General features: G+C 72.2%; 27 protein-coding genes. 18 read left to right on the forward strand and 9 right to left on the reverse strand.

The window, feature by feature from the left end:
• Positions 1-47: 47 nt before the first annotated feature.
• A complete protein-coding gene (locus ACIQH8_RS07900) occupies positions 48-899 on the reverse strand; it encodes an ABC transporter substrate-binding protein (RefSeq protein WP_400996837.1) in 852 nt (283 codons plus the stop codon).
• A gap of 275 nt (positions 900-1174) precedes the next feature.
• Between ACIQH8_RS07900 and ACIQH8_RS07905 the strand changes: the two genes are divergently transcribed.
• Positions 1175-2236: a LacI family DNA-binding transcriptional regulator gene (locus ACIQH8_RS07905; RefSeq protein WP_400996839.1), complete on the forward strand. Its 1062-nt coding sequence runs from the start codon at positions 1175-1177 to the stop codon at positions 2234-2236.
• 24 nt (positions 2237-2260) lie between these two features.
• The gene (locus ACIQH8_RS07910; RefSeq protein WP_400996841.1) at positions 2261-2722 is read left to right on the forward strand and encodes a hypothetical protein; all 462 of its coding nucleotides are present in this window, start codon (positions 2261-2263) and stop codon (positions 2720-2722) included.
• Positions 2723-2747: 25 nt separating this feature from the next.
• Here ACIQH8_RS07910 and ACIQH8_RS07915 read toward each other — a convergent pair whose 3' ends face one another.
• Positions 2748-3281 (reverse strand): hypothetical protein, encoded by a 534-nt coding sequence (locus tag ACIQH8_RS07915; protein ID WP_400996844.1) that lies wholly within the window; start codon positions 3279-3281, stop codon positions 2748-2750.
• A gap of 120 nt (positions 3282-3401) precedes the next feature.
• On the opposite strand from ACIQH8_RS07915, the gene ACIQH8_RS07920 reads away from it, so the two are divergent.
• The gene (locus ACIQH8_RS07920) at positions 3402-4220 is read left to right on the forward strand and encodes a class I SAM-dependent methyltransferase (protein ID WP_400996846.1); all 819 of its coding nucleotides are present in this window, start codon (positions 3402-3404) and stop codon (positions 4218-4220) included.
• A 46-nt stretch (positions 4221-4266) separates the two neighbouring features.
• Here ACIQH8_RS07920 and ACIQH8_RS07925 read toward each other — a convergent pair whose 3' ends face one another.
• Entirely contained in the window at positions 4267-4755 is a 489-nt protein-coding gene (locus ACIQH8_RS07925; protein ID WP_400996848.1) for a nucleoside deaminase, read from the reverse strand.
• A 103-nt stretch (positions 4756-4858) separates the two neighbouring features.
• Here ACIQH8_RS07925 and ACIQH8_RS07930 point away from each other — a divergent pair, with 103 nt between their 5' ends.
• Together ACIQH8_RS07930 and ACIQH8_RS07935 are read left to right on the forward strand one after the other, a co-directional pair.
• Positions 4859-5407, forward strand: a complete 549-nt coding sequence (locus ACIQH8_RS07930; RefSeq protein ID WP_400996850.1) for a hypothetical protein — start codon at positions 4859-4861, stop codon at positions 5405-5407.
• A 140-nt stretch (positions 5408-5547) separates the two neighbouring features.
• On the forward strand, positions 5548-6216 hold the full coding sequence (locus tag ACIQH8_RS07935) for a hypothetical protein (protein WP_400996853.1): 669 nt from the start codon (positions 5548-5550) through the stop codon (positions 6214-6216).
• 111 nt (positions 6217-6327) lie between these two features.
• Here the strand turns inward: ACIQH8_RS07935 and ACIQH8_RS07940 are convergent, their stop codons facing one another.
• On the reverse strand, positions 6328-7293 hold the full coding sequence (locus tag ACIQH8_RS07940; protein WP_400996855.1) for a 5'-3' exonuclease H3TH domain-containing protein: 966 nt from the start codon (positions 7291-7293) through the stop codon (positions 6328-6330).
• Positions 7294-7330: 37 nt separating this feature from the next.
• Positions 7331-7702, reverse strand: a complete 372-nt coding sequence (locus tag ACIQH8_RS07945) for a hypothetical protein (protein ID WP_400996857.1) — start codon at positions 7700-7702, stop codon at positions 7331-7333.
• A gap of 339 nt (positions 7703-8041) precedes the next feature.
• On the opposite strand from ACIQH8_RS07945, the gene msrB reads away from it, so the two are divergent.
• The 5 genes from msrB (at position 8042) to ACIQH8_RS07970 (ending at position 11855) form a co-directional block, all read left to right on the forward strand.
• Positions 8042-8506 carry a peptide-methionine (R)-S-oxide reductase MsrB gene (gene msrB, locus ACIQH8_RS07950; RefSeq protein ID WP_400996859.1) on the forward strand — a complete coding sequence of 155 codons (465 nt, stop codon included), beginning with the start codon at positions 8042-8044 and terminating at the stop codon, positions 8504-8506.
• Positions 8503-9060, forward strand: coding sequence for a peptide-methionine (S)-S-oxide reductase MsrA (gene msrA / locus ACIQH8_RS07955; protein WP_400996861.1), 558 nt, complete (start codon positions 8503-8505; stop codon positions 9058-9060). The genes msrB and msrA overlap by 4 nt, the downstream gene beginning before the upstream one ends.
• A gap of 74 nt (positions 9061-9134) precedes the next feature.
• Positions 9135-10187 (forward strand): aromatic acid exporter family protein, encoded by a 1053-nt coding sequence (locus ACIQH8_RS07960; protein ID WP_400996863.1) that lies wholly within the window; start codon positions 9135-9137, stop codon positions 10185-10187.
• Between the two features lie 210 nt (positions 10188-10397).
• The gene (locus ACIQH8_RS07965) at positions 10398-10961 is read left to right on the forward strand and encodes a hypothetical protein (protein ID WP_400996865.1); all 564 of its coding nucleotides are present in this window, start codon (positions 10398-10400) and stop codon (positions 10959-10961) included.
• A 126-nt stretch (positions 10962-11087) separates the two neighbouring features.
• The gene (locus ACIQH8_RS07970) at positions 11088-11855 is read left to right on the forward strand and encodes a hypothetical protein (protein WP_400996868.1); all 768 of its coding nucleotides are present in this window, start codon (positions 11088-11090) and stop codon (positions 11853-11855) included.
• 4 nt (positions 11856-11859) lie between these two features.
• Here the strand turns inward: ACIQH8_RS07970 and ACIQH8_RS07975 are convergent, their stop codons facing one another.
• Entirely contained in the window at positions 11860-12078 is a 219-nt protein-coding gene (locus ACIQH8_RS07975; protein ID WP_400996870.1) for a hypothetical protein, read from the reverse strand.
• A 147-nt stretch (positions 12079-12225) separates the two neighbouring features.
• Here ACIQH8_RS07975 and ACIQH8_RS07980 point away from each other — a divergent pair, with 147 nt between their 5' ends.
• From ACIQH8_RS07980 to ACIQH8_RS08015, 8 genes are all read left to right on the forward strand, one after another.
• Complete coding sequence (locus tag ACIQH8_RS07980; RefSeq protein ID WP_400996872.1) at positions 12226-15210, forward strand: aminotransferase; 2985 nt, start codon at positions 12226-12228, stop codon at positions 15208-15210.
• 51 nt (positions 15211-15261) lie between these two features.
• Complete coding sequence (locus tag ACIQH8_RS07985; RefSeq protein ID WP_400996875.1) at positions 15262-16473, forward strand: adenylate/guanylate cyclase domain-containing protein; 1212 nt, start codon at positions 15262-15264, stop codon at positions 16471-16473.
• 161 nt (positions 16474-16634) lie between these two features.
• Positions 16635-17849 carry a YbdK family carboxylate-amine ligase gene (locus tag ACIQH8_RS07990; protein ID WP_400996878.1) on the forward strand — a complete coding sequence of 405 codons (1215 nt, stop codon included), beginning with the start codon at positions 16635-16637 and terminating at the stop codon, positions 17847-17849.
• Between the two features lie 127 nt (positions 17850-17976).
• On the forward strand, positions 17977-18840 hold the full coding sequence (locus tag ACIQH8_RS07995; protein ID WP_400996881.1) for a tryptophan-rich sensory protein: 864 nt from the start codon (positions 17977-17979) through the stop codon (positions 18838-18840).
• A gap of 138 nt (positions 18841-18978) precedes the next feature.
• Positions 18979-19674: an alpha/beta family hydrolase gene (locus ACIQH8_RS08000; protein ID WP_400996884.1), complete on the forward strand. Its 696-nt coding sequence runs from the start codon at positions 18979-18981 to the stop codon at positions 19672-19674.
• Positions 19675-19733: 59 nt separating this feature from the next.
• Positions 19734-20138, forward strand: a complete 405-nt coding sequence (locus tag ACIQH8_RS08005; RefSeq protein WP_400996887.1) for a TM2 domain-containing protein — start codon at positions 19734-19736, stop codon at positions 20136-20138.
• A gap of 81 nt (positions 20139-20219) precedes the next feature.
• Complete coding sequence (locus tag ACIQH8_RS08010) at positions 20220-21836, forward strand: molybdopterin-dependent oxidoreductase (protein WP_400996889.1); 1617 nt, start codon at positions 20220-20222, stop codon at positions 21834-21836.
• A gap of 155 nt (positions 21837-21991) precedes the next feature.
• A complete protein-coding gene (locus ACIQH8_RS08015; RefSeq protein ID WP_400996892.1) occupies positions 21992-22162 on the forward strand; it encodes a hypothetical protein in 171 nt (56 codons plus the stop codon).
• 34 nt (positions 22163-22196) lie between these two features.
• Here the strand turns inward: ACIQH8_RS08015 and ACIQH8_RS08020 are convergent, their stop codons facing one another.
• From ACIQH8_RS08020 to ACIQH8_RS08030, 3 genes are read right to left on the reverse strand one after another with little or no spacing between them, the layout of a single operon-like run.
• Complete coding sequence (locus ACIQH8_RS08020; RefSeq protein ID WP_400996894.1) at positions 22197-23942, reverse strand: amidase; 1746 nt, start codon at positions 23940-23942, stop codon at positions 22197-22199.
• Complete coding sequence (locus tag ACIQH8_RS08025) at positions 23939-25075, reverse strand: agmatine/peptidylarginine deiminase (protein ID WP_400996897.1); 1137 nt, start codon at positions 25073-25075, stop codon at positions 23939-23941. The genes ACIQH8_RS08020 and ACIQH8_RS08025 overlap by 4 nt, the downstream gene beginning before the upstream one ends.
• Positions 25072-26634 carry a purine-cytosine permease family protein gene (locus ACIQH8_RS08030; protein ID WP_400996900.1) on the reverse strand — a complete coding sequence of 521 codons (1563 nt, stop codon included), beginning with the start codon at positions 26632-26634 and terminating at the stop codon, positions 25072-25074. Before ACIQH8_RS08030 ends, ACIQH8_RS08025 begins: the two co-directional genes overlap by 4 nt.
• Position 26635 lies beyond the last annotated feature (1 nt).

The raw sequence follows: 26635 nt of genomic DNA on the forward strand, positions 1-26635 counted from the left end.
GCGGGCCGCGGATGCTGTGGTGCGGCCCGCACCGGGATGGGAGGGGGTTACTCGCCCTGCTCGTCGGACGGCAGGTACTGGTCGGGCATCGGCGAGCCCGGGAACCACTCCTCGTAGAGCTCCTTCCACGTGCCGTCCTCCATGGCGGCGTGCAGCGCCTCGTTGAGCGCGTCCTGGAACTCGGTGTTGCCCTTGGCGATCGCGAAGCCGGCGGGGGCGTCGAACGACGGGATGTCGATCGCGTTCACGAGGCCGTACTGCTCGGAGTACTCCTTGGCGGCCTCGTAGTCGAGGAAGTGCGCGTCGACCGACCCGCTGTTGACCGCCGAGATGGCGGCGTTGTTGTCCGGGAAGCGGACCAGCTCGGTCTCGGTGAAGTTCTTCACCGCGTAGGCCTCCTGCAGGGTGCCCTGCACCACGCCGAGGCGCTTGCCGGCGAGGTCGTCCTCGTCCTCGATGCCGGCGTCGGGGCTCGCCATCACGGTCAGGTAGCCGGCGAGGTACCCGTCGGAGAAGTCGACGGTCTCCTTGCGCTCGTCGGTGATGCCGATCGCCGCGACGCCGACGTCGAACTGGCCGTTCGCGACGGCGGGGAGGATGGCCGAGAAGTCCTGGCCGGTGAACACGACGTCGTCGATGCCGATGCGGCTCGCGACATCCGTGAAGAATTCGACGTCGAACCCGGTGAACTCGCCGTTCTCGTCGGTGAAGGTGTACGGCTTGGCGTCGCCGAGGCTCGCCACGCGGATCTGACCTGGGGTGATCAGGCCGTAGGGGTTGTCGGCCGCGTCGTCGGAGCCGGTCCCGGATGCGCCGCTGGCGCAGGCGGAGAGGACGAGTGCGGTGGCCGCGGCGGCGACGGCGACAGCCGTGCGTCGGAAGGTGGTGCGCTTGGTCACGGTGCTGCTTCCTGTTCGTGTCGGGGAATGTGCGGTTCGTTACGGGGTGGTGCGGGTCCGGGTGATGCGGACCGGTGGAGCCGATGCTCCTGGTGGTGCGGTGCTGCGAGGTCACCGGGCAGGATTCCCGGCTGGACGCCGATTTGGTGCGGTTCGCTCCGGCTCTTGTTGAGACCGGTCTCAGTCGCGTAGATTGAGACCGGTCTCAATGCGTTTCCGGAACACTAACCGGCGCCCGAGACATCCGTCAACAACTTTTTCTGAGGAGGGCTCGCATGCCGGCAGATCATGCGAACGGGCGCCGCGAGGTGACCGTGAGCGATGTCGCCGCGGCGGCCAAGGTGTCCAAGGCGACGGCCGCGCGCGTGCTCGGCGGATACGGCGCGGCGAGCGAGGCCGTGCGCGACCGGGTGCAGGCGGCCGCCGAAGAGCTCGGCTACCGGCCCAACGCGCTGGCCAAGACGATGAACACGGGTCGTTCGAATTCCATCGGCATCATCGTCGGCGACATCGAGAACCCGTTCTTCGCGCAGGCGACGAGAGGCGCTGCGGATGTCGCGAAGGCCGCCGGCTACGACCTGATCCTGCTGAACTCCGACGAGGACGCCGACGCCGAGGAGAACGCGGTCTCAGTGCTCCTCGCGAAGCGGGTCGACGGCATCCTGGTCGCGCCCGCGTCGTCGAGGGATGCCGCGGGGCTGCGCACCGCCGTGGACAGCGGCCGACCGCTGGTGCTCTTCGACCGCGTGGTCGACGGGCTCGATGTCGACACCGTCGTCGCCGACAACCTCGCCGGTGCACGGCGCCTCAGCGAACTCGTGCTCGCCACGGGACACCGTCGGGTGGCGTTCATCTCGACGATCGCCCACGACGGCGAGTACCGACGGGCCGAGCGCCTCGGCTCGAGCTCGGTCGACGATCGCGTCGCAGGGTTCGTGGCGGCGCTCGCGGCGCACGGGGTGGCCGACCCCGAGCGGTTCGTGCACCTGAACGCCCGCAGGGACGGCGTCGACGTGATCGTGCGACGCCTCGTCGGCGACGGCGTCACTGCGATCGTCGCCTCGGACAGCCTCATCGCCCAAGCCGCCCTGCGCACGCTGCGGGAACTCCGAATCGACATCCCGTCGCAGGTCTCGCTCGTGGCGTTCGACGACGCGGACTGGACCAGCCTCTCGGCCCCGACGATCACCGTCATGGCGCAGCCGATCCACGAGATCGGCGCCGAGGCGGCTCGGCTGCTCATACGCCGCATCGCGGGCGACGGCGCGCCGCGCGAGCATGTGGTCCTTCCGCAGACGCTCATCGAGCGCGAGTCGATCGCCCCGCCCGCTCCCTGACCGCAGCGCCCGTACGATCGACCCATGACCGGACCCGCGCGCGAGCCCTTCGAACCCGAGGATCCCGACGACCGCGCCGGGATGCCGAGCGGCGAGCCGCCGGCCCCGTGGTTCGGCGACCAGTACGACGTCGGCGGGCGCGGCATGGGCCAGCTGTTCGCGTGGTCCGCGGTCCTGCTCGGCGCCGGGGCGCTCGGCATCGCGCTCTTCGCGCCGCTCGAGGGCGATGCGCTGCGCACGGTCTGGATCACGGGGTTCGGCGCGGCCGCGATCTGGGTCGCCGGGATGGCGCCGTCCCGCTACCGGCGGGCCGGCGTCCGCGTCACGTGGGCGGTGCCGCTCGCCATGGGGCTCGGCGGGCTCGCGATCGCCGTCGCGGCCTACGCGTTCGTCGTGATCGCCGCGGCGAGCGCCGGCGTCGAGCTTCCCGCGCCCGACCACTGGCTCGTCACATCGCAACCCGCGGCGCCGGGCGTGCCCACGTGAGCTGCGGCATCCGCTCCGCCCCGGATCAGGGCGTCGTGAGCGGCGCGTTGTAGTCGTCGATGACGTCGGGCCCGCGGGCGACGACGCCGAAGAGCTCCCATTGCGGCTCGCCGATCGTGCCGCCGACGATGCAGTTGCTCGCGCCCGAGTCGACGAGGTCGGCGGGGCGATTGCCGTCGTCGACCTCGATGTAGACGAACCAGAGCCCGTCGTCACGGAGCAGCACGGTCGCGTCCGCGAACGGCGCGTACTCGAGCAGCGCGAAGTCGCCCGGGTAGTAGGCGTAGGTCTGCGCGCGGCAGAGGGCGTAGGCGTCGATGGGCTCGAGCAGCCGGTCGGCGTCGGCGGCGATCGGCTCGTCGGATGCCGGCGGCATGTCGCTGGCCGTCGGGGTCGGGGACGCGGTGGTGGCCGCGGGCGGCTCCGTCGTCGCGGGCGCGACCGGACCGCCGGGCGCGCAGCCCGCGAGAGCGGCGACGACGACCGCGGTCGCCGCGGCACCCGCCAAGATCGGCCAGATGGTTCCGAGACGTCCGCGTCCGCGGTGGTTCGAGTCCATTCGGCGAGCGTAGCCCCGGGCCGGCGCCCGGCGACACAGGGCTCGCCCTGACGTGCGCGGCGCCCGCCGCGGGACGATCGGACGTTGCCGTGCACGCCCGACGGGCGTAGAAACAGGTGCATGGCAGGTGCCGATGTCTGGCAGGACGGTGAGCCGTACGAACGGTACGTCGGGCGATGGAGTCGGCTCGTCGCCGCGAAGTTCGTCGACGTGATCGATGCGGAACGCGACATCCGCTGGCTCGATGTCGGATGCGGTACCGGTGCCCTGACGAGCGCGGTCATCGAACGGTGGGCGCCCGCCTCGATCATCGGCGTCGACCCCTCGGAGGGGTTCCTGTCGATCGCGCGCGCGCGACCGGACCTCGCGGCGCACGCCGAGGCGGACTTCGTCGTCGGCGACGCGGAGCACCTTCCCCTGCCCGACGGGTCGGTCGACGCCGTGGTCTCCGGGCTCGTGCTGAACTTCGTGCCGGATGCCGCGGCCGCCGTCGCGGAGTTCACCCGCGTCGCCGCGCCGGGCGCACTGATCGCCGCCTACGTCTGGGACTACGCCGAGGGCATGCAGTTGCTCCGGACGTTCTGGGACGTCGCCACCGACGTCGATCCGGCCGCGGCGGAACTCGACGAGGCGCGACGCTTCCCGCTCTGCCGACCCGAGCCGCTGCGACTGCTCTGGTCGGACGCGCCCGGCATCGACGTCGAGTCCGTCCGCGTGAAGTCGATCGAGATGGGCATGGTCTTCGCCGACTTCGACGACCTGTGGGAGCCGTTCCTCGGCGGGCAGGGTCCCGCGCCGACCTACCTGCAGTCGACGACGGATGCCGCGCGCACGGCGATCCGCGACGGGATGCGCGAGGCCACGGCGTGGGGGTGCCGACCCGACGGCTCGATCATGCTGCGCGCGCGGGCCTGGGTGGTCGTCGGCCGGCTCGAGTGAGCGCGCCGTACGACCCGCTCGACGCTCCGCTGCGTCGCCCGGCCGATCAAACCCAGAATCCGTCGTGGACGGCGGCTGCCTCCGGCAGGTCGGCGGGGCCGACGACGACCACCGGTCGCCCGCCACGCGCGAACACCTCGCGTGAGGGCAGGCTGAGCGTCGGCACGCCATCCTGGGCGGCGACGATCTCGCGCAGCCCGGCCTCGGACAGTGCGAACACGACGCGCGAGATGCCGCTCCAGTAGATCGCGCCCGCGCACATCGCGCACGGCTCGGTGCTCGTGAAGAGCGTGGCGTTCGCGAGGTCGTCCGCGTCGAGGACCTCGGCCGCCGCGCGCACGACGTTCGTCTCGGCATGCCCGGTCGGATCGCGCCGCGTCACCACGGTATTCATCCCCTCGACGAGGCGTCCGTCGGCCGTGACGATGATCGACCCGAACGGATGGTCGCCGCGCTCGCGCGCCTCCCGGGCGAGCTCGACGCACCGCCGCAGCCGTGCCAGATCGCCGTCGCTGATGCCGTCCGAGTCACTCATGCCATGCCCTTCCCTTCGGGGCGGATGCCGCCGCCATCCATTCTGCGCACCGTCCTGTGGATGACGGGCCTGCCCTCGCTGAGGATCCCCTACGTTGGACCGCATGCCTCGAGCCCTCCCCCGCCTCGCTGCGCTCGCCCTCACCGGCGCAGTGCTGGGCCTCGCAGCGTGCGCGGCACCGTCGCCCGCCGCGACGCCCACCCCGACATCGGATGCCGCGGACGCCCCGCTCTTCGCGACCGACGAGGAGGCGCTCGCGGCGGCGGTCGAGGCGTACGAGGCGTACCTTGCCGTCAGCGACAGCATCACCGCAGACATCGACGCAGATTTGGCTCGAATTCGCGAGGTCACAACCCCGGAATTCGCAGACTTCAGCGAGCACGACTTCGCGGCGTTCCGCGATGCCGGACTACGAACCGAGGGAAGTTCGGCGGTCGACTCGGCGAGGCTTGCAGAGTTCTCCCCACGCCGCGTCACCTTCTACGCATGCCAAGACGTTTCCGCGGTGAAGCTCCTCAACAGCACCAACGAGGACGTAACCCCCTCCGATCGAGAAGCACGCATTCCGCTCGTAATCGATGCGGTCGCAGTGCACGGCGATGCACTCCTTATTGACGGGAATGAAGTGTGGTCTGGCGACAACTTCTGTTAAGCATCACACTCTCGATTTCGGCCCTACCCATGGCTGCAGGTGCCTCAGGGTGCACTGTTTCGATGCAGCTGGCCCAGCTCTGCCAAGTAAGCGGATCCTCCACATCAGACGCTGTCGAACTTCGCGGAGACTACTCGTCGGTGGCAGAAGCTGGGAAGTCCACCGAGAACTCCGCCGCAGACGGCTCCACGCCCGACGTCGACACCATCGGGACCGCCGAACCCGCCCGCCCCGCCGAACCCCCGCGCGACGTGTGCAACCCCGAGAATCCGACGGTGTGCGCGTTCGAGGGCGCGGAGCCCGAGCCACCCGCGCCGGGTGAGCCGATCGTGACGCTTCGCGACATCGCGTCGTTCCAGCCGACCGTTCCGTCGGGCGCGATGCAGCCCGCGGGCTGGGCCGTCGTCGGACTCCCGGCGAACTTCATCGGCGAGGCATCCGTCGAGACGCGCTCCGGCACGCTGCTCGGCCGCCCCGCCGAAGTGCGCTTCCACCCGGTCGCCTACCAATGGGCGCACTCCGACGGAGCACTCGTCCACGCCGCCGATCCCGGCGCCACCTGGAGCGAGCTCGGCCTCGCCGAATTCACCGAGACCCCGACGAGCCACAGCTACGCTGCGTCCGGCAGGTACACGGTCGACCCGACCGTCGTCTACGTCGCCGAATATCGCTTCGACGGGTCGCCCTGGCGATGGATCGACGGCACTTTGGGCCTCGCCGCACCCCGACTGAGCGTGCTCGTCGGCGAATTCGACACGGTCCTCGTCACCGACGATTGCACGGCCGTCCCCGATGGCCCCGGCTGCTGACGGGGGAACCGTTCACGCTCGGGACATCCGGTACTTCGGTACCGCGCCTCGGCGCGGGACTCACGGACCCCCTCGATCACGAGACCGCAGACGCGCTACGCCTCCAATGCGCTACGCCGCCGGCGTGCGATCCAACGCCGCGAGCACGCGCGGAACCGAACCGCCCAGGTTCCACTCCTCCGCGAGGTCTTCGAGGGTCTCGCGGCGCGCGCCCGTGACGGGCACGAGCCGAGCACCGAGCTCGTCGACCGACGGCAGGTCGAGGTCGCGCACCACGTTCACGACCGTCGGGGCGACGGCAAGGTAGTCGTGCGCGCCCGTGAGCTTCGCCCGCATCGACGCCGACATCGTCGCCGGTGCGGCCGCCGCGGCATCCGGATCGCCCGACGCCACCGCGAGCATCGCGTCGAGCGAGCCGAAGTCGCCGAGGAGGCCCGCCGCGGTCTTCTCGCCCACCCCGGCGACGCCGGGAAGCCCATCGGACGTGTCGCCGCGGAGCGTCGCGAAATCCGCGTACTGCGACGCCTCGATGCCGTACTTCGCGACGACCCACTCGTTCGTCACGAGCTCGAGCCGGTTCATGCCGCGCGCCGTGTAGATCACGCGCACGCCGCGGTCGTCGTCGACGAGCTGGAAGAGGTCGCGGTCGCCCGAGACGACGTCGACCGGCATGGTCGCCTGCGTCGCGAGCGTGCCGATGACGTCGTCGGCCTCATGCGCGGCGACGCCGACGATCGGGATGCCGAGGAGGCCCAGCGTCTCGCGGATCATCGGGAGCTGCGCCTCGAGCGGGTCGGGCACCTCCTCGATGTCGGGCCCGGCGGGCACGACCTGCTCGACGCGATGCGCCTTGTAGCTCGGGATGAGCTCGACACGCCAGTGCGGCCGCCAGTCGTCGTCCCAGCACGCGACGAGGTGCGTCGGCTCGAACTCGTTCACCAGCCGCGCGATCATGTCGAGCAGGCCGCGGACCGCGTTCACGGACGTGCCGTCGGCGCGCTTCAACGAGTCGGGCACGCCGTAGAACGCCCGAAAGTAGAGCGACGCAGTATCCAACAGCATGAGGCGATCAGTCACGGAGACATCCTTCCACTCTCGATTCCTGAGATCGGGGTCACACTGCAATCCACTTGAAGCGCCTGCGAACGGCGAACGGCGACTCCTCGATCTCGAACCGAACGTCGCTTCGCCCTTCGGTTGCGAGCGTCAGCGTGGCTGGGATAACGCCTGTGATGCGAACTCGGTGTTCCTCGACCTCCACTGTCTCCGGAATCAGGGTTCCGGTGCCGGCTTCGTCAGTGAATGAGAACGACTCGACCCGCGTCGCAGTGAGCTTCACGCGGTGCTTGCCGCGTTGAGGAAAGCGGACGCCGACGCCACCCGAGTCGATCCAGCCATCCATGAGAAATCGACCGTCTTCGATCCGGCTGGTCGAGATATCCATCTCCGGGTCATCCACTTGTTCGAAGTCGACGATGAGTGTCATTCGATCAGCCTCCATTGAGCCGCGCGAAGAAATGCTCCCACGCGTGAAGCGCGCCACGCTCCATCAACCGGAAGTGATAAACGGGGCTTTGGTCGACTAGAGCGAAGCGGTGTCCAGCAGCATGAGTCGATCGGCCATGCGCCGATCCTCCCACCACCGGGTGACGGGCGGGGCCTCGAATCGCACCGCCCACTCACAGCGAACCCACAGCGTGCGGGCGCATCCTGCGGAACACCGGCCGCCCCTCAGCGGTTCTTCCTCATGGACGTAGGCGTAACCGGCCCAGCCGGTGTCGCCGTCCGGGGCGGCCCAGCCGGAGCCGCCGGAGAAGGAGCAACCGTGTCACACGACTACCGCAGGACTCCCGAGGCCCTCGACCGCCTCACCCCATTGCAGCGCAAGGTCACGCAGGACGACGCCACCGAGCCGGCGTTCCGCAACGAGTACTGGAACAACCACGAGCCGGGCCTCTACGTCGACGTCGTGTCGGGACAGCCGCTCTTCGCGAGCGTGCACAAGTACGACAGCCGTTCCGGATGGCCGAGCTTCACCCGCCCGATCGACGACTCGGTCGTCACCGAGAAGGTCGACCGGTCGTTCTTCATGAAGCGGGTCGAGGTCCGCTCGGCGGGCGCCGACAGCCACCTGGGTCACGTCTTCGACGACGGCCCCGCGGATGCCGGCGGCCTGCGCTACTGCATCAACTCCGCCGCACTGCGCTTCGTGCACCTCGACGAGCTCGAGGCCGAGGGCTACGGCGAGTACCGCCACCTGTTCGCCACCACCACCGAGGAGACCGCATGACCACCCCAGGCGCCATCACCACCGTCCCCGGAGCCGAGACCGCCGTCCTCGCGGGCGGCTGTTTCTGGGGCATGGAGGACCTCGTCCGGAAGCTCCCGGGCGTGATCGACACCCGCGTCGGCTACAGCGGCGGCGACGTCGAGAACGCGACCTACCGCAACCACGGCTCGCACGCCGAGGCGCTGGAGGTCGTCTTCGACCCCTCGAAGCTGACCTACCGCGACCTGCTCGAGTTCTTCTTCCAGGTGCACGACCCGACGACGAAGAATCGTCAGGGCAACGACGTCGGCACGAGCTACCGCTCGGCGATCTTCCCGACGAGCGCGGCTCAGTACGACACCGCGATCGACACCATCGCCGATGTGGATGCGTCGGGCATCTGGCCCGGCCCGGTCGTCACCGAGGTCGCGCCCGCCGGCGCGTTCTGGGAGGCCGAGCCCGAGCACCAGGACTACCTGCAGCGCATCCCGTGGGGGTACACCTGCCACTACGTCCGCCCGGACTGGAAGCTGCCGAAGCGCAACGCCGGGGCCGAGTCGGCCGCCGCGAGCTGAGGCACGGATGCCGCAGGTCCGCGACCGCACGGTCGCGGGCCGTTCGCGCGGGCCGGCGGGATAGCGTGGGGCGCATGCGGTTCTCCGAGCGGTTCCGCGCCACGAAGCGGGCGCCGATCCTGCAGGTGCTGAAGTCGGCGGTGGCGACGGTCGCGGCGTGGCTCATCGCCGGATGGCTGATCCCCGGGCCGTTGCCGGTCTTCGCCGCGATCGCCGCGCTGCTCGTGGTGCAGCCGAGCGTGAACCAGTCGCTCGGGAAGGCGATCGAGCGGAGCATCGGCGTCATCGCGGGCGTCGTGATCGCGTCGGCCCTCGGACTGATCTTCGGACCGAACAGCTGGGTGATCCTCGTCGCGATCCTGGTCGCACTCGTCGCCGCGTGGGCGGCGCGGATGACGGCTCCGACCGCGAACCAGGTGGCCATCAGCGCGATGCTGGTGCTCGCGCTCGGCGGCACGTCGCCCGAGTACGCACTCGACCGCGTGCTCGAGACGCTCATCGGCGCCGCGATCGGCATCGTCGTGAACGCCCTCATCGTGCCGCCGGTCCTCACCGGTCCGGCGCGCGAACAGCTCGCCGGGCTCGGCAGCGAGCTCGCGGCATCCGTCGACCGTCTGGCGAGCGCCCTGCTCGCGCCGCAGCGACCGGCCGACCTGACCGAGCTCATGCTCGAGGTCAGGCTGATGCGACCGATGCGGGATGCCGCGGGCGAGGCGATCACCGATGCCGAGGAGTCGCTGACCCTCAATCCGCGCCGGTCGGCGCATCGCGACGACCTCGCCGAGCAGCGTCGCCTGCTCATGCGGCTCAGCCCGATCGTGACGCAGGTCGGCGGGATGACGCGGGCCTTCGTCGACCACTACGACGACGGCCTCGCGGCCGAACCGACCGTCCGCGCGATCGCGGAGCAGCTGCATCGCGTGGCACACGACATCCGACTCGCGGTGCACCTGGCGGAGGTCGATCCCGAGCCCATGACCTCGGCCATTCCGGCTCTCACGGCGCCGCTCCAGGTCGCCGCGCCGAAGTCGGAGCACTGGATCCTGATGGGCTCGCTCCTGGAGGACCTGCGACGCATCCGCGAGGAACTCCTCGAGGACGAGGTCGACACCGGCCCGCCGTCCTGAGTCCGCACGCCCCTGCACCCACTCGGCTCGCACAGAGTCCCACCGCAACCGGAACGAGCCCGCACGCCCGTGCACCCGTCCACCACTACGGCGCCCGGCCGCACACCGACGGACGGTCTTGCCTGCAGGTCGTGGTGGAAAGGTGAACCGCGAATACCTTTCCACCATGACCGCAACCGAAACCATCACACTTGCCGTTCGGCGACGAGCATGAGCCGCTACACGAGCGTCAAGGTCGACGCCGAGACCCACCGCCTGATCGGGGATCTCGCGCACGTGCTCGGGCGCTCGCGCGGGATGGTGGTGCGAGACGCCGTGAACGCGTTCGCGGTGTGGCGCGAAGCGCTGCTCGACGAGGGCGCAGTGGACCGGGAGCAGCGGCTCGCCCTCGCGACCGCTCGCCACCACGCGCGAGTGGCGACCGGCGAACTCGAGAGCTCGGCTGCGGAACTGGTCGATCGGTCGCGGAACGGCGTGAGCCGTATGTCGGAGTCGACCTTCCGGCGGCTCACGGTGTCCGAACGCCTCGAACTGCGCCGGGCCGATCTGGAAGGCGCGTTCGGCGAGCTCGGCGCGCGGAACCCGAGGCTCGTCGATCCTCGCGAGCTCGGCCGCGATCCGACGTCGACCGTCCTCACGATCGAGCTCGACGACCCGGACCGGTTTCCGCTCGGCGCGCTCCTCATCGCCGCGCTCGAGCACCTCGACGCGCTCGTCGACATCGTCGCGACGAACGCCCGCCGGTCCTGGGTCTCCGCGCTCCCGCCCGACTGAAGGCCTCGCCCGCGCCCGCGCGATGGCGGAGCCCCGGCCGCCTGTCAAGGACTGGGGTTCGTCCGCCGGCCCCGCCTACGCTCGGCGGGTGCGCCGCACCGACAGCGGGGAGCACGGCTGGGAGGAATGACCATCACGAACCCGAGAACCACGAGCATCACCGCCGACGGCGGGAACGTCGAGCAGGCTGCGAACGCGAGCCGCGTGACGGGCGGGACCGGCCGTCCGGGCCACGTTCCGATGCCCGGGCGGCACGTCGGCGACGCGCTCCGGCGGACGCCGATCCGCATCCACCTGACCATCGCGGCCGCCGTCGCAGCGACGGTCGTGGCCGTGCTCACCCAGCCCTGGCTCGCGCCCACCGACCTCGTCCGCGACAGCCAGGCCGTCGCGGCGTCGCACGGCGATGCCAGCCCGGCATACGGAGTGGTCTCGAACCTCGGCATCGTCGTCCTCGTGATGGCGGCGGGAACGCTCGTCGCCGCGCTCGCACACGGCAGCCCCCCGGCCGTGTCACGCCGACTGCTCGGGTGGAGCCTCGCGCTCAGCCTCGTGTTCGCGATGGACGACCTCCTCCTGCTCCACGAGACCGCGGCATTCGGCCCGGGTTCGGGCACCGCGCTCGCGGCCGCCTACGCCGCCGGGTTCCTCGCCTTCGCCGTCCGGTTCCGCGCCACGATCATCGAGCGCCTCGACCCGGCGCTGCTCATCGTCGCGTTCGCGAGCCTCGGCGCCTCGGCCGGCGTGGACGTACTCGTCGAACCGGCGACCCGACTGTCCGTGATCGCGGAGGACAGCTCGAAGCTGCTCGGCCTGCTCGCGTGGGCGGCGTTCGTCATGCGAGCCGCGTTCGCGTCGCTTCGCGACGCCCGAGCCGATCGCACGCCGGCGTAGACCCTCAGGAGAGCAGGTCGCGGACCGCCTCGCCCCACTCGAAGCCGCAGTCGCGGCAGTCGAAGATCGGGGCCTCGGCCGAGAGGTGGGCGGCCGTGGCATCGACCTCGACCTCGAGATCGAGCGGGCCGTACACGATGACCCGCACCGCGGCGGAGCCGCAGCGCAGGCAGGGCTCGTCGAGCACGTCGGGCTCGAGCGTCGGAAGCGGCTGGTTCGTCATGGCCATCACGGTACGAGCGACCGCCGACATCCGTCGCAGGCGCCCCGCGCGTCGCCCGCCCGGCGGACGAACGGCCCGGGGATCGACACGACGGCGCTCGGCCCGAGGCATCCGCCCTGACTATGTTCGAGGCGGAAAGGGGCGAACATGAGCCAGCCCGCGAACGCCCGCGGCTTCGACTTCTTCTCGGCCGGCGAACTGCCGGCGCCCGCGCTACCCGACCGCGAGGTCGCCGCGATCGTGCGCGAGCACTGGGGGCTCGACGTCGAACTCGAGCCGCTCGGCAGCCAGCAGGACCAGAACTTCCTCGCCCGCACGCGCGGAACCGCGGCTTCCGGCGAACGCGGCGCTCCCGTCGGCGTCGTGAAGATCACGAATCCCGCGTTCACGGCCGACGAGCTCGACGCACAGGACCACGCGGCATCCCGCATCGCCGACGCCGCGCCGCAGCTGCGCGTCGCGACCACGAGCCGCGCCGACGACGGCACGCCCCGATCGGTCGTCGCGGCGACGAGCGAGGGACCGCTCGCCATCCGACTGCTCGACCACCTCCCAGGCGGCACGCTCAACGGGCCCGCCTACCTCTCCCCCGCGGTCGTCGCCCGCATGGGCGAGATCGCCGCACACGCGAGCCTCGCCCTCGCGGAGTTCGACCACCCCGGGCTGGACCGCGTGCTGCAGTGGGACCTCCGTCACGCCGACCGCGTGGTCGACCTGCTGGCGCACCTCCACCCCGACCCGGCGAAGCGAGTGCAGGTGACGGATGCCGCGGCGAGCGCGTGGGCGGACGTGCGCGCCGTCGCCGCCGACCTCCCGATGCAGGCGGTGCACCTCGACCTGACCGACGACAACGTCGTGTGCACCTCCGAGCGCGGCACGCGAATGCCGGACGGCATGATCGACTTCGGCGACGTGACACGCAGCTGGGCCGTCGCCGAGCTCGCGATCACGATCTCGTCGGTGCTCCACCACGCGGGCGCCGAGCCCGTCTCGGTCCTGCCCGCGGTGCGGGCGTTCCACGCGCTGCGTCCGCTCGCGGCCGCCGAGGTGCGGGCGCTGTGGCCGCTCGTCGTGCTTCGCGGTGCCGTGCTCGTCGTGAGCGGCGAGCAGCAGGTGCAGATCGACGGCGGCGCGAACGCGTACGCCGCCGAGGGCGTCGAGCGCGAGTGGCGCATCTTCGAGCAGGCGGCCTCGGTGCCGTCGAGCGTCATGACGCACCTGATCGCGGACGCGCTCGACGTCGACCTCGGCGGAGCCCCCGATGGTCGAGGGGCACCGGCGAAGCCGGCCCCCGATGGTCGAGTAGCACCGGCGAAGCCGGCGCGTATCGAGACCACCCCCGCGCTCGACCTCGCGCGCGCAGTGCGCCTCGACGTGTCGATCACGTCGGACCAGGTCGACGCCGGCGCCTGGCTCGACCCGGACCTCGAGGAGCGCCTCGCGCTCGACGCGCTCGACGCGGGCGCGCCGCTCGCATGGCTCCCGCGCGCGACGCCCCGGCTCACGCAGAGCCGCACGCTCTCGGCCGGCTCGGCGGCGACGGTTCCGACGGGCATCGACGTGTGGTTCGCGTCGGCGACCCGGGTGGCGGCGAGCGGCGACGGCGAGGGATCGCCGCGCCTCGTGGTCGAAGCCGCCGACGGCATGACGATCCTCGACGGCACCGTCCCGGCGCGCACGCGCGCGAGGATCCGGCTGGAGGCGCCGGAGGCGCCGCCGCACGTGCCGCATCTGGTCAGGCCCGAGGTCGCCCGGGGGTGGCTCGCGGTCACCGAGGATCCGGCGGGGGCGCTGGGGTTGCCCGGGGGAGGTCTCGATACGCCGCTGCGCGGCGACTCGACCACCGGCGACGCCGCCGCGCTCCTCGCGCGTCGTGACCGCTCGTTCGCCGACGTGCAGGAGCACTACTACGACGCCCCGCCCCGCATCGAGCGCGGTTGGCGGGAGCACCTCGTCGGCACCGACGGGCGGGTCTACCTCGACATGGTCAACAACGTGACCCCGCTCGGGCACGGACACCCCGGGCTCGCCGCCGCGGTCGCCACGCAGCTCCGCACGCTCAACACCAACTCGCGCTTCAACTACGGCGCCGTCGTCGACTTCTCCGAGCGCCTCGCGGCGCTCGCACCCGACCCGCTCGACACCGTGTTCCTCGTGAACTCCGGCTCGGAGGCGACCGACCTCGCGATCCGCGTCGCCATGGCCGCGACGGGGCGGCGCGACGTCGTCTCGCTGCTCGAGGCGTACCACGGGTGGACCTACGCGTCCGACGCCGTGAGCACGTCGATCGCCGACAACCCGAACGCGCTCGCGACCCGGCCCGACTGGGTGCACCCCGTCGACGCGCCGAACTCGTTCCGCGGCGTGCACCGCGGTGACGAGGCTCGCCGCTACGGGCCCGAGGCCGCTGCACGCATCCGCGAGCTCGCGGCATCCGGTCGCCCGCCCGCGGCGTTCATCTCGGAGAGCTTCGCCGGCAACGCCGGAGGCATCCCGCTGCCCGACGGATACCTGGCCGAGGTCTACGCCGCCGTCCGCGAGGTCGGCGGACTCGCGATCTCCGATGAGGTGCAGGCCGGGTACGGCCGACTCGGCGACTGGTTCTGGGGCTTCGAGCAGCAGGGCGTCGTACCCGACGTCATCGCGGTCGCGAAGGCCGCGGGCAACGGCTACCCGCTCGGCGCCGTCATCACGACCCGGGAGATCGCGGCACGCTACCGCGCCGGCGGCTACTTCTTCTCGTCGACGGGCGGCAGCCCGGCCTCGAGCGTCGCGGGGCTGACGGTGCTCGACGCCTTCCGCGACGAGGGGCTCCAGCGGAACGCGGCCGAGACGGGCGCGTACCTGAAGGGCCGGCTCGAGGCGTTGGCGGAGCGGCATCCGCTCATCGGCATCGTGCACGGACTCGGGCTGTACCTCGGCGTCGAGTTCGTGCGCGACCGCGCGCGCCTCGAACCCGCGCCGGAGGAGACGGCGGCGATCTGCGACCGCCTGCTGGAGCTCGGCGTCATCATGCAGCCGACGGGCGACCACCAGAACGTGCTGAAGGTGAAGCCGCCGCTCGTGGTCACGCGCGAGAGCGCGGACTTCTTCGTCGACATGCTCGACCGGGTGCTCACCGAGGGATGGTGACGCGGGCGAGGCACCGTCCACGGACCCGGCCGGAGGCATAGGCTCGCCCTCGTGGACGGCCCCGTCGTTCGGTACACCCGCGATGAGCTCGTCGAACGCTCCGGCGTCGGCCTCGGGTTCATCGAGCAGCTGCTGCGATTCGGCGTGCTCTCGCCCGCCGACGACGGCACGTTCGACCGGAGCGACGTGCAGCGCGTCCGGCTCCTCGAGGCGTGCGATCGCGCCGGCCTCGACGCCGAGACGATCGGCGCGGCGGTCTCGGCCGGGCGGCTGCCGCTGTCGTTCATGGACGCGCCGCAGTACCGGTCGTGGGCGGAGCTCGGCACCGAGACGTACGGCCGCCTCGCCGAACGGCTCGGGCTTCCGTTCGAGGTGATCCGCGAGACGAGCGCGGCGCTCGTGAACCGGCGGCTGGGACCCGACGACGTCGCACGCGAAGACGACGAGTCGATCTTCCGACTCGTCGGCATGGTCGCGGCCCTCGCGGACCTCGACGCGATGATCCGCATCGGGCGCGTCTACGTCGACGGCCTGCGACGCGTCACCGAGGCCGAGAACGAGATGTTCCAGACGTACATCATCGGCGGGCTCATGCGAACCGGGCTGGACTTCGGGGAGGCGCTCGCACAGGCGGCGATCCTCGGCTCGGAGCTGACGCCCCTCATGGAGCAGATGGTGCTCACGCTGTACCGCCGCCAGCAGGAGCGGGGCTGGACCGCGGGGATCGTGGAGGGGATCGAGCGGGCGATCGAGGCGTCCGGCGCACACGTCGGGCCCGCGCACCCGCCGGCCTTCGTCTTCATCGACCTCGCGGGGTACACGGGCGTCACCGACCAGGAGGGCGATGCGACCGGTGCACGACTCGCGCGGGAGTTGAGCGCGATGGTCGAACGCATCGTCGCCGATCACGCCGGCACGCCGGTGAAGTGGCTCGGCGACGGCGTCATGGTGCACTTCAGGCACCCCGGGCGCGCCGTGCGCGCGACGCTCGAGATGGTCGAGCAGGCGCCGACGATCGGCCTTCCCGCGCACGCGGGCATCGCGGCGGGGCCCGTCGTGATGCAGGACGGCGACTACTTCGGTCGCGCGGTCAACCTCGCCTCGCGGATCTCCGGAGCGGCGAGCGCCGGGCAGACCCTCGTCGCCCGCGCGGTGGTGCAGCTCAACGACGACCCGGGCCTGTCGTTCCGCGCGATCGGGCGGGTGGAGCTGAAGGGACTGGCCGAGCCGGTCGAGGTGTTCGAGGCCACGGCGACGGACTGACGACGGCCTGTCGGAGACATCCCGACGGTGGCCGAACGGCGCCCGCGAGGCACATGCGAGGCCCCTCGGATAGCCCTTGACTTCGTCGAGCGGCGGGCGCACGCTGCCGCCATGAGGCATCCGGAATCGGTTCGGACCGGCATGCCCGGGCGGGAGCGACGATGACGACGTTCGGCATCGAGGAGGAGTTCTTCTTCCTCGACCCCGCGACGATGCTGCCGGCGGACATCGCGGCCGACGTCCACCGTCGGCTCGCCGCCGACCCGCGCTGGGGCGACGTCGTGCACCCCGAGTTCCTCGCATCCCAGGTCGAGTTCGCGACGCCCGTGTTCGACGACCTCGCGCAGGCCGCCGACCGGTTGCTCGCCTTCCGGCGCGAGGTGGACGCCGACGCCGGCCGGCACGCGGTCTGCGTCGCGAGCGTCGGCACCCCACCAGACGCGCACCGCTTCCCGTCGATCACCGACACCGACCGCTACCACCGGATCGTCCGCGACATGGCCGGCGTCATCGCCGATCACCAGATGAGCGGACTGCACGTGCACGTCGGCATCCCGAGCCGCGACCACGGCGTCGCCGCGCTGAACGCGGTGCGGCCGTGGCTGCCGCTGCTCACGGCGATGACCGGCAACTCTCCGCTCTGGCGCGGCAACGTGACCGGGTACGAGGGCTGGCGCACCGTGCAGCTGCGGAGGTGGACGACGGCGGGCTGCCCGCCCCGGTTCGCGGATGCCGCCGACTACGACCGGCGCACCCGCGACATGCTCGGCCTGGGCGGCCTCACCGACCTCGCGCTCATCGCGTGGAACGTGCGACTCTCCGAGCACCTGCCGACGATCGAGTTCCGGATGGCGGACGCGCAGCTCACGGCAGACGACACGCTGCTCGTCGCGGCCCTCTGCCGGGCCCTCGTCGTGCGGGCGATCGACGAGCACGACCGGTTCGGCGCCGATCCCTCCGCAGTCCGCCCACTGCGCGTGGTCGACGACCCCGATCCGGACGTCCCGCCGGAGCTGCTGAGCGCGGCGACGCTGCACGCCGCGCATGCCGGGCTCTCCGGCGGCGCGTTCGACCCCGCGACCGGGCGGATCGCACCGGCGCCCGAACTCGTCCGCCGACTCGAGCGCCACCTCGCCGAGGCGCTGGAGCGGGCAGGCGACCGGGAGCTCGTGCACCAGCTCATCGCACGCCTGCTTCGAGACGGAACCGGCGCACAGCGCCAACTCGAAGCCTGGAACCGCGCCGGCATCGCCGGACTCCGGCGCCTGTTCGCAGCGACGATCACGGCCCGCCCGAGCACGACCCCGGGAGCCGTCGGCGGCCGAGCGGGCGGATCGCACCCGGGCGCCGCCCGCCGGATTCAATCGAACGGTTGACGCCGCGGCGCGACCCGGTTCGTACGCTGGCCACACGACGCGCCCGAGCGCTGCGGGACCGACCGAACCGGGACCCATGGCCACGAGCTGCACGACCGCGACGGGCGAGGCCGAAGGGAGACATCCGATGACATCGACCGCCACCCGCGACGAGACCGATCGGACCGCACCCGCGGGCGCACGTGACACGGTGCGCCAGGTGGTCGTGCTGGTCACCTCGCTGCTCGCGATCGTCGCGGCCTTCATCGGCTCCGGCGCCGCCGGCGGCACGCCGATCCAGGATGCCGCGGGCGGATGGCTCGACGCCGACTCGACGCTCATCGCGCCGGCGCGGTCGGCCTTCGGGATCTGGAGCGTGATCTACACCGGCATGCTCGCCTACGCGATCTTCCAGGTGCTTCCCGCCCAGCGCACGAGCGCACGGCACCGGCGGATCGGCTACGCCGTCGCCGCGTCGCTCGTACTGAACGCCGTGTGGATCGGCGTCGTGCAGCTCGACCTGCTGTGGGCGAGCCTTCCGGTCATCGTCCTCCTGCTCGTCGTGCTCGCATGGCTGTTCGTGCAGCTGCGACGGATGCCGCCGAGCGGCGTCGTCGACGCGATCGTGACCGACGGCTCCATCGGGCTGTACCTCGGCTGGGTCGTCGTCGCGACGGCCGCGAACACGACCGCGGTGCTCCAGGCGGCCGGGTTCGACGGGTGGGGGCTTCCGGCCGAGGCGTGGGCGATCGGCGTGATCGCGGCGGCCGCCGCGGTCGGCATCGCGCTCGCCTGGTGGGGTCGCGGCCGGATCGCGCCGGCGCTGTCGCTCGCGTGGGGCCTCTCGTGGGTCGCGGTCGGACGCCTCACCGACGAGCCGGCGTCGGCGCCGACCGGCATCGCGGCCGCGATCGCTGCGGCCGTCGTCATCGTGGTCACCCTGGTCGCTCGGATCGGAGCCATGCGCTCCACGCGCGACACCCGGCAGGCGGGGGCCGTCGGGCAGGGGTGACGAGTGCTGCGCGGGGGCGCGCAGCACACGGGGTCGGGGTGTTTTCGGGTCGCCCCGGCCCCGTTCACGTTCCGGGGCAGCCCGCGCGGCGGCCGGCGTCGCATGCGGGTGCTTGCGCGCTCGGGCACCATGGGATGCATGGACGACGAGCGGCCCCTCTCGATCGACGTGGGCGATGGCATCGGCGAGGTGCCGGCGGTGCTGCGGCGACCGGATGGCGCGAACGCGACGCTCGCCGTCGCGCACGGCGCCGGCGCGGGCAAGGACCATCCGTTCCTCACCGGGTTCTGCCGTGCGATCGGCGAGTTCGGCGTAGCGACGGTGCGCTTCGACTTCCCGTACCGCGCGGCGGGGCGACGCTTCCCCGACCGGCCTCCGGCGGCGATCGCCACGTGGCGCGCGGTCGCGGCGGCCGCGCGCGCCGAGGCGCCCGATGGCGAGCCCGTGTGGGCGTCGGGCAAGTCCTTCGGCGGTCGGATGGCGTCGATGGCCGTCGCCGAGGGCATGGATGCCGCGGGCCTGGTGTTCCTCGGCTACCCGCTGCACCCGCCCGGGCGGCCGGAGAAGTCGCGCGACGAGCACTTCGCGAAGCTCGCCGGCGTGCCGATGCTCTTCCTGCAGGGGCGCAACGACCCGTTCGCGATCCCGAACGACCAGCTCGACGCGCTGGTCGCCGGCCTCGCACCCGCAGCCGTGATCGACTGGGTCGCCGACGCGAACCACTCGTTCGAGGTGAAGGGCGCGAAGCGCCCCGCTGCGGAGATCGGAGCCGGGCTCGCACCGCGCGTCGCGGAGTTCATCGCGCAGCACGCACGACCCGGCCGCAGGACCTAGGGCCTCGCAGCGCCGGCCCGTCCGACGGCATCGTGGACGGTGACGAAGGGGGAATCGTCATGACCGCCTACCCGCCGGGCCAGGCTCCCGGCCAGAACCCTCAGGTCGCCCGCGCCGCACAGGACGCGACCTCCAGCCGCTCGTTCGTCGCGACGTGGCTGTTCGCCTGGCTGCTCGGCGTGCTCGGCGTCGACCGCTTCTACCTCGGCAAGGTCGGAACCGGCATCCTGAAGCTGCTCACCGTCGGCGGCTTCGGCATCTGGTGGCTCGTCGACCTGGTGCTGACGCTCACCAACAGCGCCAGGGACATCGACGGTCGGCGCGTGCTCGGCACCCGCCAGGAGCAGACGATCGCCTGGATCGTGACGGCGGCCGTCACCCTGTTCGGTTGGGTCATGAGCGCGGTGACCCAGTCGTTCTCGTTCCTGACCGACCAGGTGCTCCCGACGCTGCCCTGGGTGTAGCGATCCGACCCCTCCTTACGAACCGCTTACGGTGGGGTCGTCGCGCGCGCTCGGCCGCGCCGGCGGACGTAGCCTGAGGTCATGCCGACCGATCGCGCGCCCGTCGGACGGCTGCGGCCCGCGCTGGCGGGCATCGCGGCCGCCCTGTTCGGTGCCGGAGCCGGCGAACTCGCGGCGGCGATCATCGCAGCGACCGCGTCGCCGTTCACGTCGATCGGCGGCCTGCTCATCGATCTCGCGCCGCCGTGGGCGAAGGATGCCGCGATCGCCCTGTTCGGCACGGCCGACAAGCTCGCACTGCTCGTCGGGGTGGGCGTGGTGCTCGTCCTCGTCGGCGCGTTCGCGGGCATCCTCGAGGCGCGGCATCCTCGCTGGGGTCGCGGGCTCTTCGCCTTCCTCGGGGTATTCGGGGCGCTCGCGGCGGCGACCCGGGCGAACGCCCCGGTCCTCGCGATCCTGCCTGCGGCGATCGGGGCGGTCGCCGCGATGGGGGCACTGTCGATGCTGCTCGTCCGGCTGCCCGCAGAGCGGGTCGCCGTTCCGGAGCGGGTCGCGGCGGCCCCGGACACGTCGCCCTCCCGTCCGGAGGACGCATCGGGTCCGGCTGCGGCCGCCACGACCGTCGCCGACGTCGACCGACGGCGCTTCCTCGTGTGGGCCGGCGGGACGGCCGCGGTCGGCGTCCTCGCCGCGATCGCGTCGACGGCGCTCTCGGCGGGGTCCCGCGCGGTGAGCACGGTCCGCGAGGCGCTTCGGCTGCCCGCGCCCGCGACGAGGGCATCGGTTCCGGCATCCGCCGAGCTCGGCATCGACGGACTCGCCCCGGTCATCACGCCCAACGGCGAGTTCTACCGCATCGACACCGCGCTGAACGTGCCGCAGGTCGACCCGGCGGACTGGCGGCTGCGGATCCACGGCATGGTCGAGCGCGAGGTCGAGCTCACGTGGGACGAGCTGCTCGCACTGCCGCTCGGGGAGAGCGTGACCACGCTCGCGTGCGTGTCGAACGAGGTCGGCGGCAGCCTCATCGGCACGGCGGTGTGGCTCGGCCACCCCATCCGCGAGTTGCTCGCCCGTGCCGCACCGAGCGCCGACGCCGACATGGTGCTCTCGCGCAGCATCGACGGATTCACGGCGTCGACGCCGCTCGAGGCGCTGACCGATCCCGGTCGCGACGCCGTGCTGGCCGTGGGCATGAACGGCGAGCCGCTGCCCGTCGAGCACGGGTTCCCGGTGCGGATGGTCGTGCCGGGCCTCTACGGCTACGTGTCGGCGACGAAGTGGGTGACCGAGCTCGAGGTCACCCGGTTCGACCTGGATCGCGCGTACTGGTCCGACCGCGGTTGGAGCGAACGCGGCCCGATCAAGCTCTCGTCGCGCATCGACGTGCCGCGCACGGGGCAGGCGATCTCGGCCGGAACGGTGGTCGTCGCCGGCGTGGCCTGGCATCAGCACACGGGCGTTGCGGCGGTGGAGGTGCAGGTCGACGACGGCGCGTGGCGGCCCGCGACGCTCGCGACGGCGATCTCGGCCGACACGTGGGTGCAGTGGCGGTACGAGTGGGATGCCGCGCCCGGCCGTCACACGATCCGGGCCCGCGCGATCTCGGCCGACGGCGAGGTGCAGACCGCCGAGCGAGCGCCGGTCGCCCCCGACGGCGCGACCGGGCTGCACGAGCGCACCTTCGACGTGTCCTGAACTGCTCGGATCGGCCGATCGATCCGCGCGACGGGGCGTACTCGTGCTCGTCCTCCACGGCGCGCCTTGGGCCGAGCTTCGCCACCGGTCCCGCGAAGCGCCAGCCGACGACGAGCGGGTGCTCGGCGCCCGCCGCGGCGGGCGAGGCGCAACTCGTGCTCCTCGCGGAGACCGAGGTCGCTGACGGCGGCCAAGCCGCCTGGGGGCTCTCGGGCGTGGCCTCACGGCTCCTCGGCACGCGCGTGGAGGTGATCTCGACCACCATGCTGCAGCTCTTCGACAGGCCCGGTCTCGAGCGGGCGCTCGCCCGATCGCGCCCCGTCTGACGCAGCCGTGGACGTGGCGGAGCCGCGGCGTGCGTCAGCCCAGGTGCGGGGTGCGAGGCGGTTCGGTGCGGCGGGGCGCGAGCGCCTCGAACGCCGCGGCGAGCCGCAGCAGGGCCGTGTCGTCGTAGGCGCGGCCGGCGAACGTGAGGCCGACCGGCATCCGGATGTCGCCCATCAGCCCCATCGGCACCGTCACGGTCGGGATGCCGAGGTGCCGCGGCACCAGGTTGCCGTTCGCAACCCAGACGCCGTTGCGCCAGCCGAGGTCGGCCGAGGCGGGGTTCACGTCCATGTCGGCGGGGCCGACGTCGGCGACGGCCGGGAAGACGACCGCGTCGAGGCCGAGCCCGTCCATCCACTCCTCGAGGTCGATGCGGCGCGTCTCCTCGAGGCCGCGGAGTCCTGCCTCCAGCTCCGGCATGTCCTGCCACGTGGCATCCGGGTGCCGGCGCACCCACTCGGGGTACTCGGCGATGTCGTCGTCGAAGCCCGTGTACCGGTCGGGCAGGGCGCCCTCGGGGTGCGGGAAGATGCGCGAACCGTCGACGTCGGCGAGCGAGTGCAGCGCCGGATCGTCGTTGGCCTGCAGGAAGTCCTCCCAGCCCCAGGCCGAGAGATCGACGATCTCGCGCTTCAGGTACTCCGGCGAGACGAGCCCGCGAGTCGCGATCGTGGGCGAACCGGGGCGATCGCCCTCGTAGTTCGACACGACCGGGAAGTCGACGAGCACGACCTCGGCGCCCGCCGCCTCGAGGTCGCGGCGCGCGGCCTCCCACAGCTCGATGACCGACTCGCGTGTCTCGATGCGCTGCCCGGTCGCGCCGCCGATGCCGACCGTGTCGCCGGGCTCGGCCGTGCCCGCCTCGGGGTCGGCGTTGACGTACATGCGCGGCACGCCGATGCGCGTGCCCGCGAGCGCGGCACGGGCGCCGGCGGCATCCGTCACCTGCAGCGCCGGGTACGTCGGCGGGCGAACCGCGGATGCCGCGGGCAGCGCGACCCACGGCTGCGCACGCCAGAAGTCGCCGCGCGTCTCGGGGTCGTCGGCGACGATCACGTCGAGCACCTCGAGCAGGTCGGCCATCGTGCGGGTCTGCGGCACGACGACGTCCATGGTCGGCACGAGCGGCCAGTTGCCGCGCGTCGAGATGACGCCGCGCGAGGGCGTGTACGCGCAGAGCGCGTTGTTCGACGCCGGCGCGCGGCCCGACGACCACGTCTCCTCGCCGAGGCCGAACGCCGCGAAGCTCGCCGCGGTCGCGGTGCCCGAGCCGTTCGACGAGCCCGAGCCGAATGCGGCGGTGAGGTACTCGGCGTTGTACGGGCTCTCGGCGCGGCCGTAGACGCCGCGCTGCATGCCGCCGTTCGCCATGGGCGGCATGTTCGTGAGGCCCAGGCAGATCGCGCCGGCGCCCCGCAGGCGCTCGATCGTGAAGGCGTCGCGCTGCGCGACGAGGTCGGCGAAGGCGGGGCTTCCGGATGCCGCGGTGAGCCCGCGCACGAGGTACGAGTCCTTCGCGGTGTACGGGATGCCGTCGAGCGGGCCGAGCACCTCGCCGCGCGCGCGGCGTTCGTCGGAGGCGCGCGCCTCGGCGAGCGCCTCGGGGTTCCGGACGACGACCGCGTTCAGCGCGGTCTCGGTTTCGGGGCCGTCGTACGCGTCGATGCGGGCGAGGTACGCCTCGACGAGCTCGACCGCGGTCGTGCGGCCGTCCTCGAGCGCGGCGCGCAGGTCGGCGATCGAGGCCTCGACCACGTCGAACCGGTCTTCCGCGCTCATTGCGCACCCCCCGACGCGTCGTCTACAGGAGATTCGGCGATCTGCCGGACGGAACCGGCGGATCGGTCCTGTGAATCGGCGGAAGTCCTGTGAACCGGAGGGGCGGTGACCGCCGGCTGCTGCTGGGTGATGCAGTGGATGCCCCCGCCGCGCGCGAACAGCGGCCGGGCGTCGACCGTCACGGCCGTGAGCCCCGGGTAGGCGGCCTCGAGGATCTCGCGCGCCGCGGCATCCGCCCGCTCGTCGCCGAAGCCGCACGCGATGACGCCGCCGTTCACGACCAGGTGGTTCACGTAGCTCCAGTCGACGACGCCCTCGCCGTCGCGGACGGTGGCGGGCGCGGGCAGGTCGAGGATCTCGAAGCGCCGGCCCGCGGCATCCGTCTGCTCGGAGAGCTGCGCGCGCAGCTCGCGCGTGACCGCGAAGTCGGGGTGCTCGGGCGAGTCCTGGCGGTGCAGCAGGACGCGGCCTGGCGACGGGATCGTCGCGACGATGTCGACGTGCCCGTTCGTGCCGAACTCGTCGTAGTCGCGCGTGAGTCCGCGGGGCAGCCAGACGGCCTTCGTCGCGCCGATCGTACGGGCCATCTCGGCCTCGACGCGGGCGCGGTCGGCGTACGGGTTCCGCCGCGGGTCGAGCTGCACGGTCTCGGTGAGGAGCACGGTGCCCTCGCCGTCGACATGGATGCCGCCGCCCTCGTTCACGAGCGTCGAGCTCACGAGCTCGGCGCCGACGAGCTCCGCGATGAGGCGCGCGTGCTCGGCGGACTTCCGCCACTCCGACCACGCGTGGTCGCCCCATCCGTTGAAGGTCCAGTCGACCGCGCCGAGCACGCCGGGGCGTTCGTCGTCGACGACGAACGTCGGCCCGTGGTCGCGCATCCAGTACTCGTCGACGGGCGCCTCGACCTGGGCGACGCCGTCGCCGAGCATCCGCGCGGCGCGGCCGCGCTCCGTGGGGTCGACGAGCATCGTGACCGGCTCGAACTCGGCGACCGCGTGGGCCACCGCGGTCCAGGCGGCGTACGCCTCGTCGCGCTCGGCGGCGGTCTCGCCGAGGGTGGGCCCCTCGCTCGGGAACGCCATCCAGGTGCGCTCGTGGCCGGCCGTCTCGGCGGGCATGCGCCAGCTCATGCGTGGTCTCCGTTCGTGCGGGCGGATGCCGCGGCATCCGTCTCGATGATGGCAGCGGATGCCGCGCCCGGCCGCCTCGCGGGGTCGCGGTACGGGTCGGTTGTCAGCCAGAGCAGTGCGTAGATGCCGGCGCCGAGCACGGGGCCCACGAGGGCCGACAGGTCGGCACCGCCGAGCGCGTTCGAGATCGGGCCGACGTAGAGGGTCGTGTTCGCCGAGAGCACCGCGATCGTGATGGCGGCGACCATCGCGACCATGCCGGGCAGGAACAGCCCGCCGCGGTACCAGAACGGGCTGCCGGGGCGCGTGTCGTCCAGTGCGGCACCGTCGTAGCGGTTGCGGCGGAGCACGATGTCGATCGCGTAGATCGACACGAGCGGGCCGAAGACGGTGACCGCCAGCTCGAGCGAGGCGCTCAGCGCGTCGAGGAAGCTCGGCGAGAGGAACAGCACCCACCCGGCGGCGGCCGTCGCGACGACGCCGGTGACGATCGTGGTCGCTGCACGTGAGATGCGCTCGGCGAGCGCCTGCGCGTAGAAGCCCGTCGAGTAGGCGACGAGCACGTTGTTCGTGATGCTCGAGAGCACGATCATGCCGAGGAAGATCGGCGTGAACCACGCGGGCACGATCTCGCCGATCGTGAGCTCCGGGTCGGTCATGTCGATGGCCGTGCCGGCGATGACGCCGAGCGCCCCGATGAGCACGGCGGGCACGAAGCCGCCGAGCGCGGTGTACCAGGCGACGGCCTTCTTCGAGACATCCGCCGGCAGGTAGCGCGCGTAGTCGGCGCCGATGCCCCACGACAGCGGGCTCGAGGCGACGATCGCGAAGCCGAGCATGACGAGCGCCCAGTGGTCGGCGACGGGCATGGGGGCGACCTCGTACGTCCAGTCGGCGGCGCCGAACACGAACACGGCGAGGACCACGAACACCACGGCGAGCGCGGCGGAGAACCACGGCGCGAGCGCGAGGATCGTCGCGTGCCCGTACACGCCGATCACGAAGCTCAGCACGCCGATGACGAGGAGCACGACCCACTCGCCGCCGGCCGGCAGGCCGATGCCGAAGTGGGCGAGGAGCGCGATGGCGCCGAGCGTCGCGAACGCGACGTTGATGATCTCGTAGAAGAGGCCGATGAGCACGCCGAGCCCGGCGCCGAAGACCTTGTTGCCGCGGATGCCGAACATCGCGCGCATGATCGACACGCTCGGCGAGCCCGAGACCGGGCCGCTGACGGCGAGCCAGCCGACGAGCGCCCACCACAGGTTGCCGACGACGGTGATCGCGAGCGCCTCCCAGAACGGCAGGCCGAGGAGCATGAGCACGCCGCCGACGACGAAGTAGAGGTAGCCGACGTTGGCCGACATCCACACCCAGAAGAGGCTCGACGGGCGGCCGTGCCGCTCGGACGCGGGGACGTGCTCGGTGCCGTGCTGCTCGACGTGGCCGACGCGGTCGGCGGCAGGGGCGGTGGCGAGGGCGGATGCCGCGGGCGCGGCGTGCGCGGAGGGCGTCGCGGCGACGGCCGCGCGGATCTCCTCCGGGGTCTGGATGCTCATG

The sequence above is a fragment of the Agromyces sp. GXQ0307 genome (genome assembly GCF_044769845.1).
In the GTDB taxonomy this organism is placed as follows: domain Bacteria; phylum Actinomycetota; class Actinomycetes; order Actinomycetales; family Microbacteriaceae; genus Agromyces.

Coding starts and splice junctions, on each gene's coding strand:
- ACIQH8_RS07970 (WP_400996868.1), top strand. CDS start 11,088: ATGACCATCACGAACCCGAGAACCACGAGCATCACCGCCGACGGCGGG.
- ACIQH8_RS07960 (WP_400996863.1), top strand. CDS start 9,135: ATGCGGTTCTCCGAGCGGTTCCGCGCCACGAAGCGGGCGCCGATCCTG.
- ACIQH8_RS07995 (WP_400996881.1), top strand. CDS start 17,977: ATGACATCGACCGCCACCCGCGACGAGACCGATCGGACCGCACCCGCG.
- ACIQH8_RS08030 (WP_400996900.1), bottom strand. CDS start 26,634: ATGAGCATCCAGACCCCGGAGGAGATCCGCGCGGCCGTCGCCGCGACG.
- ACIQH8_RS07975 (WP_400996870.1), bottom strand. CDS start 12,078: ATGACGAACCAGCCGCTTCCGACGCTCGAGCCCGACGTGCTCGACGAG.
- ACIQH8_RS08000 (WP_400996884.1), top strand. CDS start 18,979: ATGGACGACGAGCGGCCCCTCTCGATCGACGTGGGCGATGGCATCGGC.
- ACIQH8_RS08005 (WP_400996887.1), top strand. CDS start 19,734: ATGACCGCCTACCCGCCGGGCCAGGCTCCCGGCCAGAACCCTCAGGTC.
- ACIQH8_RS07915 (WP_400996844.1), bottom strand. CDS start 3,281: ATGGACTCGAACCACCGCGGACGCGGACGTCTCGGAACCATCTGGCCG.
- ACIQH8_RS07945 (WP_400996857.1), bottom strand. CDS start 7,702: ATGACACTCATCGTCGACTTCGAACAAGTGGATGACCCGGAGATGGAT.
- ACIQH8_RS07910 (WP_400996841.1), top strand. CDS start 2,261: ATGACCGGACCCGCGCGCGAGCCCTTCGAACCCGAGGATCCCGACGAC.
- ACIQH8_RS07980 (WP_400996872.1), top strand. CDS start 12,226: ATGAGCCAGCCCGCGAACGCCCGCGGCTTCGACTTCTTCTCGGCCGGC.
- ACIQH8_RS07905 (WP_400996839.1), top strand. CDS start 1,175: ATGCCGGCAGATCATGCGAACGGGCGCCGCGAGGTGACCGTGAGCGAT.
- ACIQH8_RS08025 (WP_400996897.1), bottom strand. CDS start 25,075: ATGAGCTGGCGCATGCCCGCCGAGACGGCCGGCCACGAGCGCACCTGG.
- ACIQH8_RS07990 (WP_400996878.1), top strand. CDS start 16,635: ATGACGACGTTCGGCATCGAGGAGGAGTTCTTCTTCCTCGACCCCGCG.
- msrA (WP_400996861.1), top strand. CDS start 8,503: ATGACCACCCCAGGCGCCATCACCACCGTCCCCGGAGCCGAGACCGCC.
- ACIQH8_RS08020 (WP_400996894.1), bottom strand. CDS start 23,942: ATGAGCGCGGAAGACCGGTTCGACGTGGTCGAGGCCTCGATCGCCGAC.
- ACIQH8_RS07965 (WP_400996865.1), top strand. CDS start 10,398: ATGAGCCGCTACACGAGCGTCAAGGTCGACGCCGAGACCCACCGCCTG.
- ACIQH8_RS07925 (WP_400996848.1), bottom strand. CDS start 4,755: ATGAGTGACTCGGACGGCATCAGCGACGGCGATCTGGCACGGCTGCGG.
- ACIQH8_RS08010 (WP_400996889.1), top strand. CDS start 20,220: ATGCCGACCGATCGCGCGCCCGTCGGACGGCTGCGGCCCGCGCTGGCG.
- ACIQH8_RS07930 (WP_400996850.1), top strand. CDS start 4,859: ATGCCTCGAGCCCTCCCCCGCCTCGCTGCGCTCGCCCTCACCGGCGCA.
- ACIQH8_RS07920 (WP_400996846.1), top strand. CDS start 3,402: ATGGCAGGTGCCGATGTCTGGCAGGACGGTGAGCCGTACGAACGGTAC.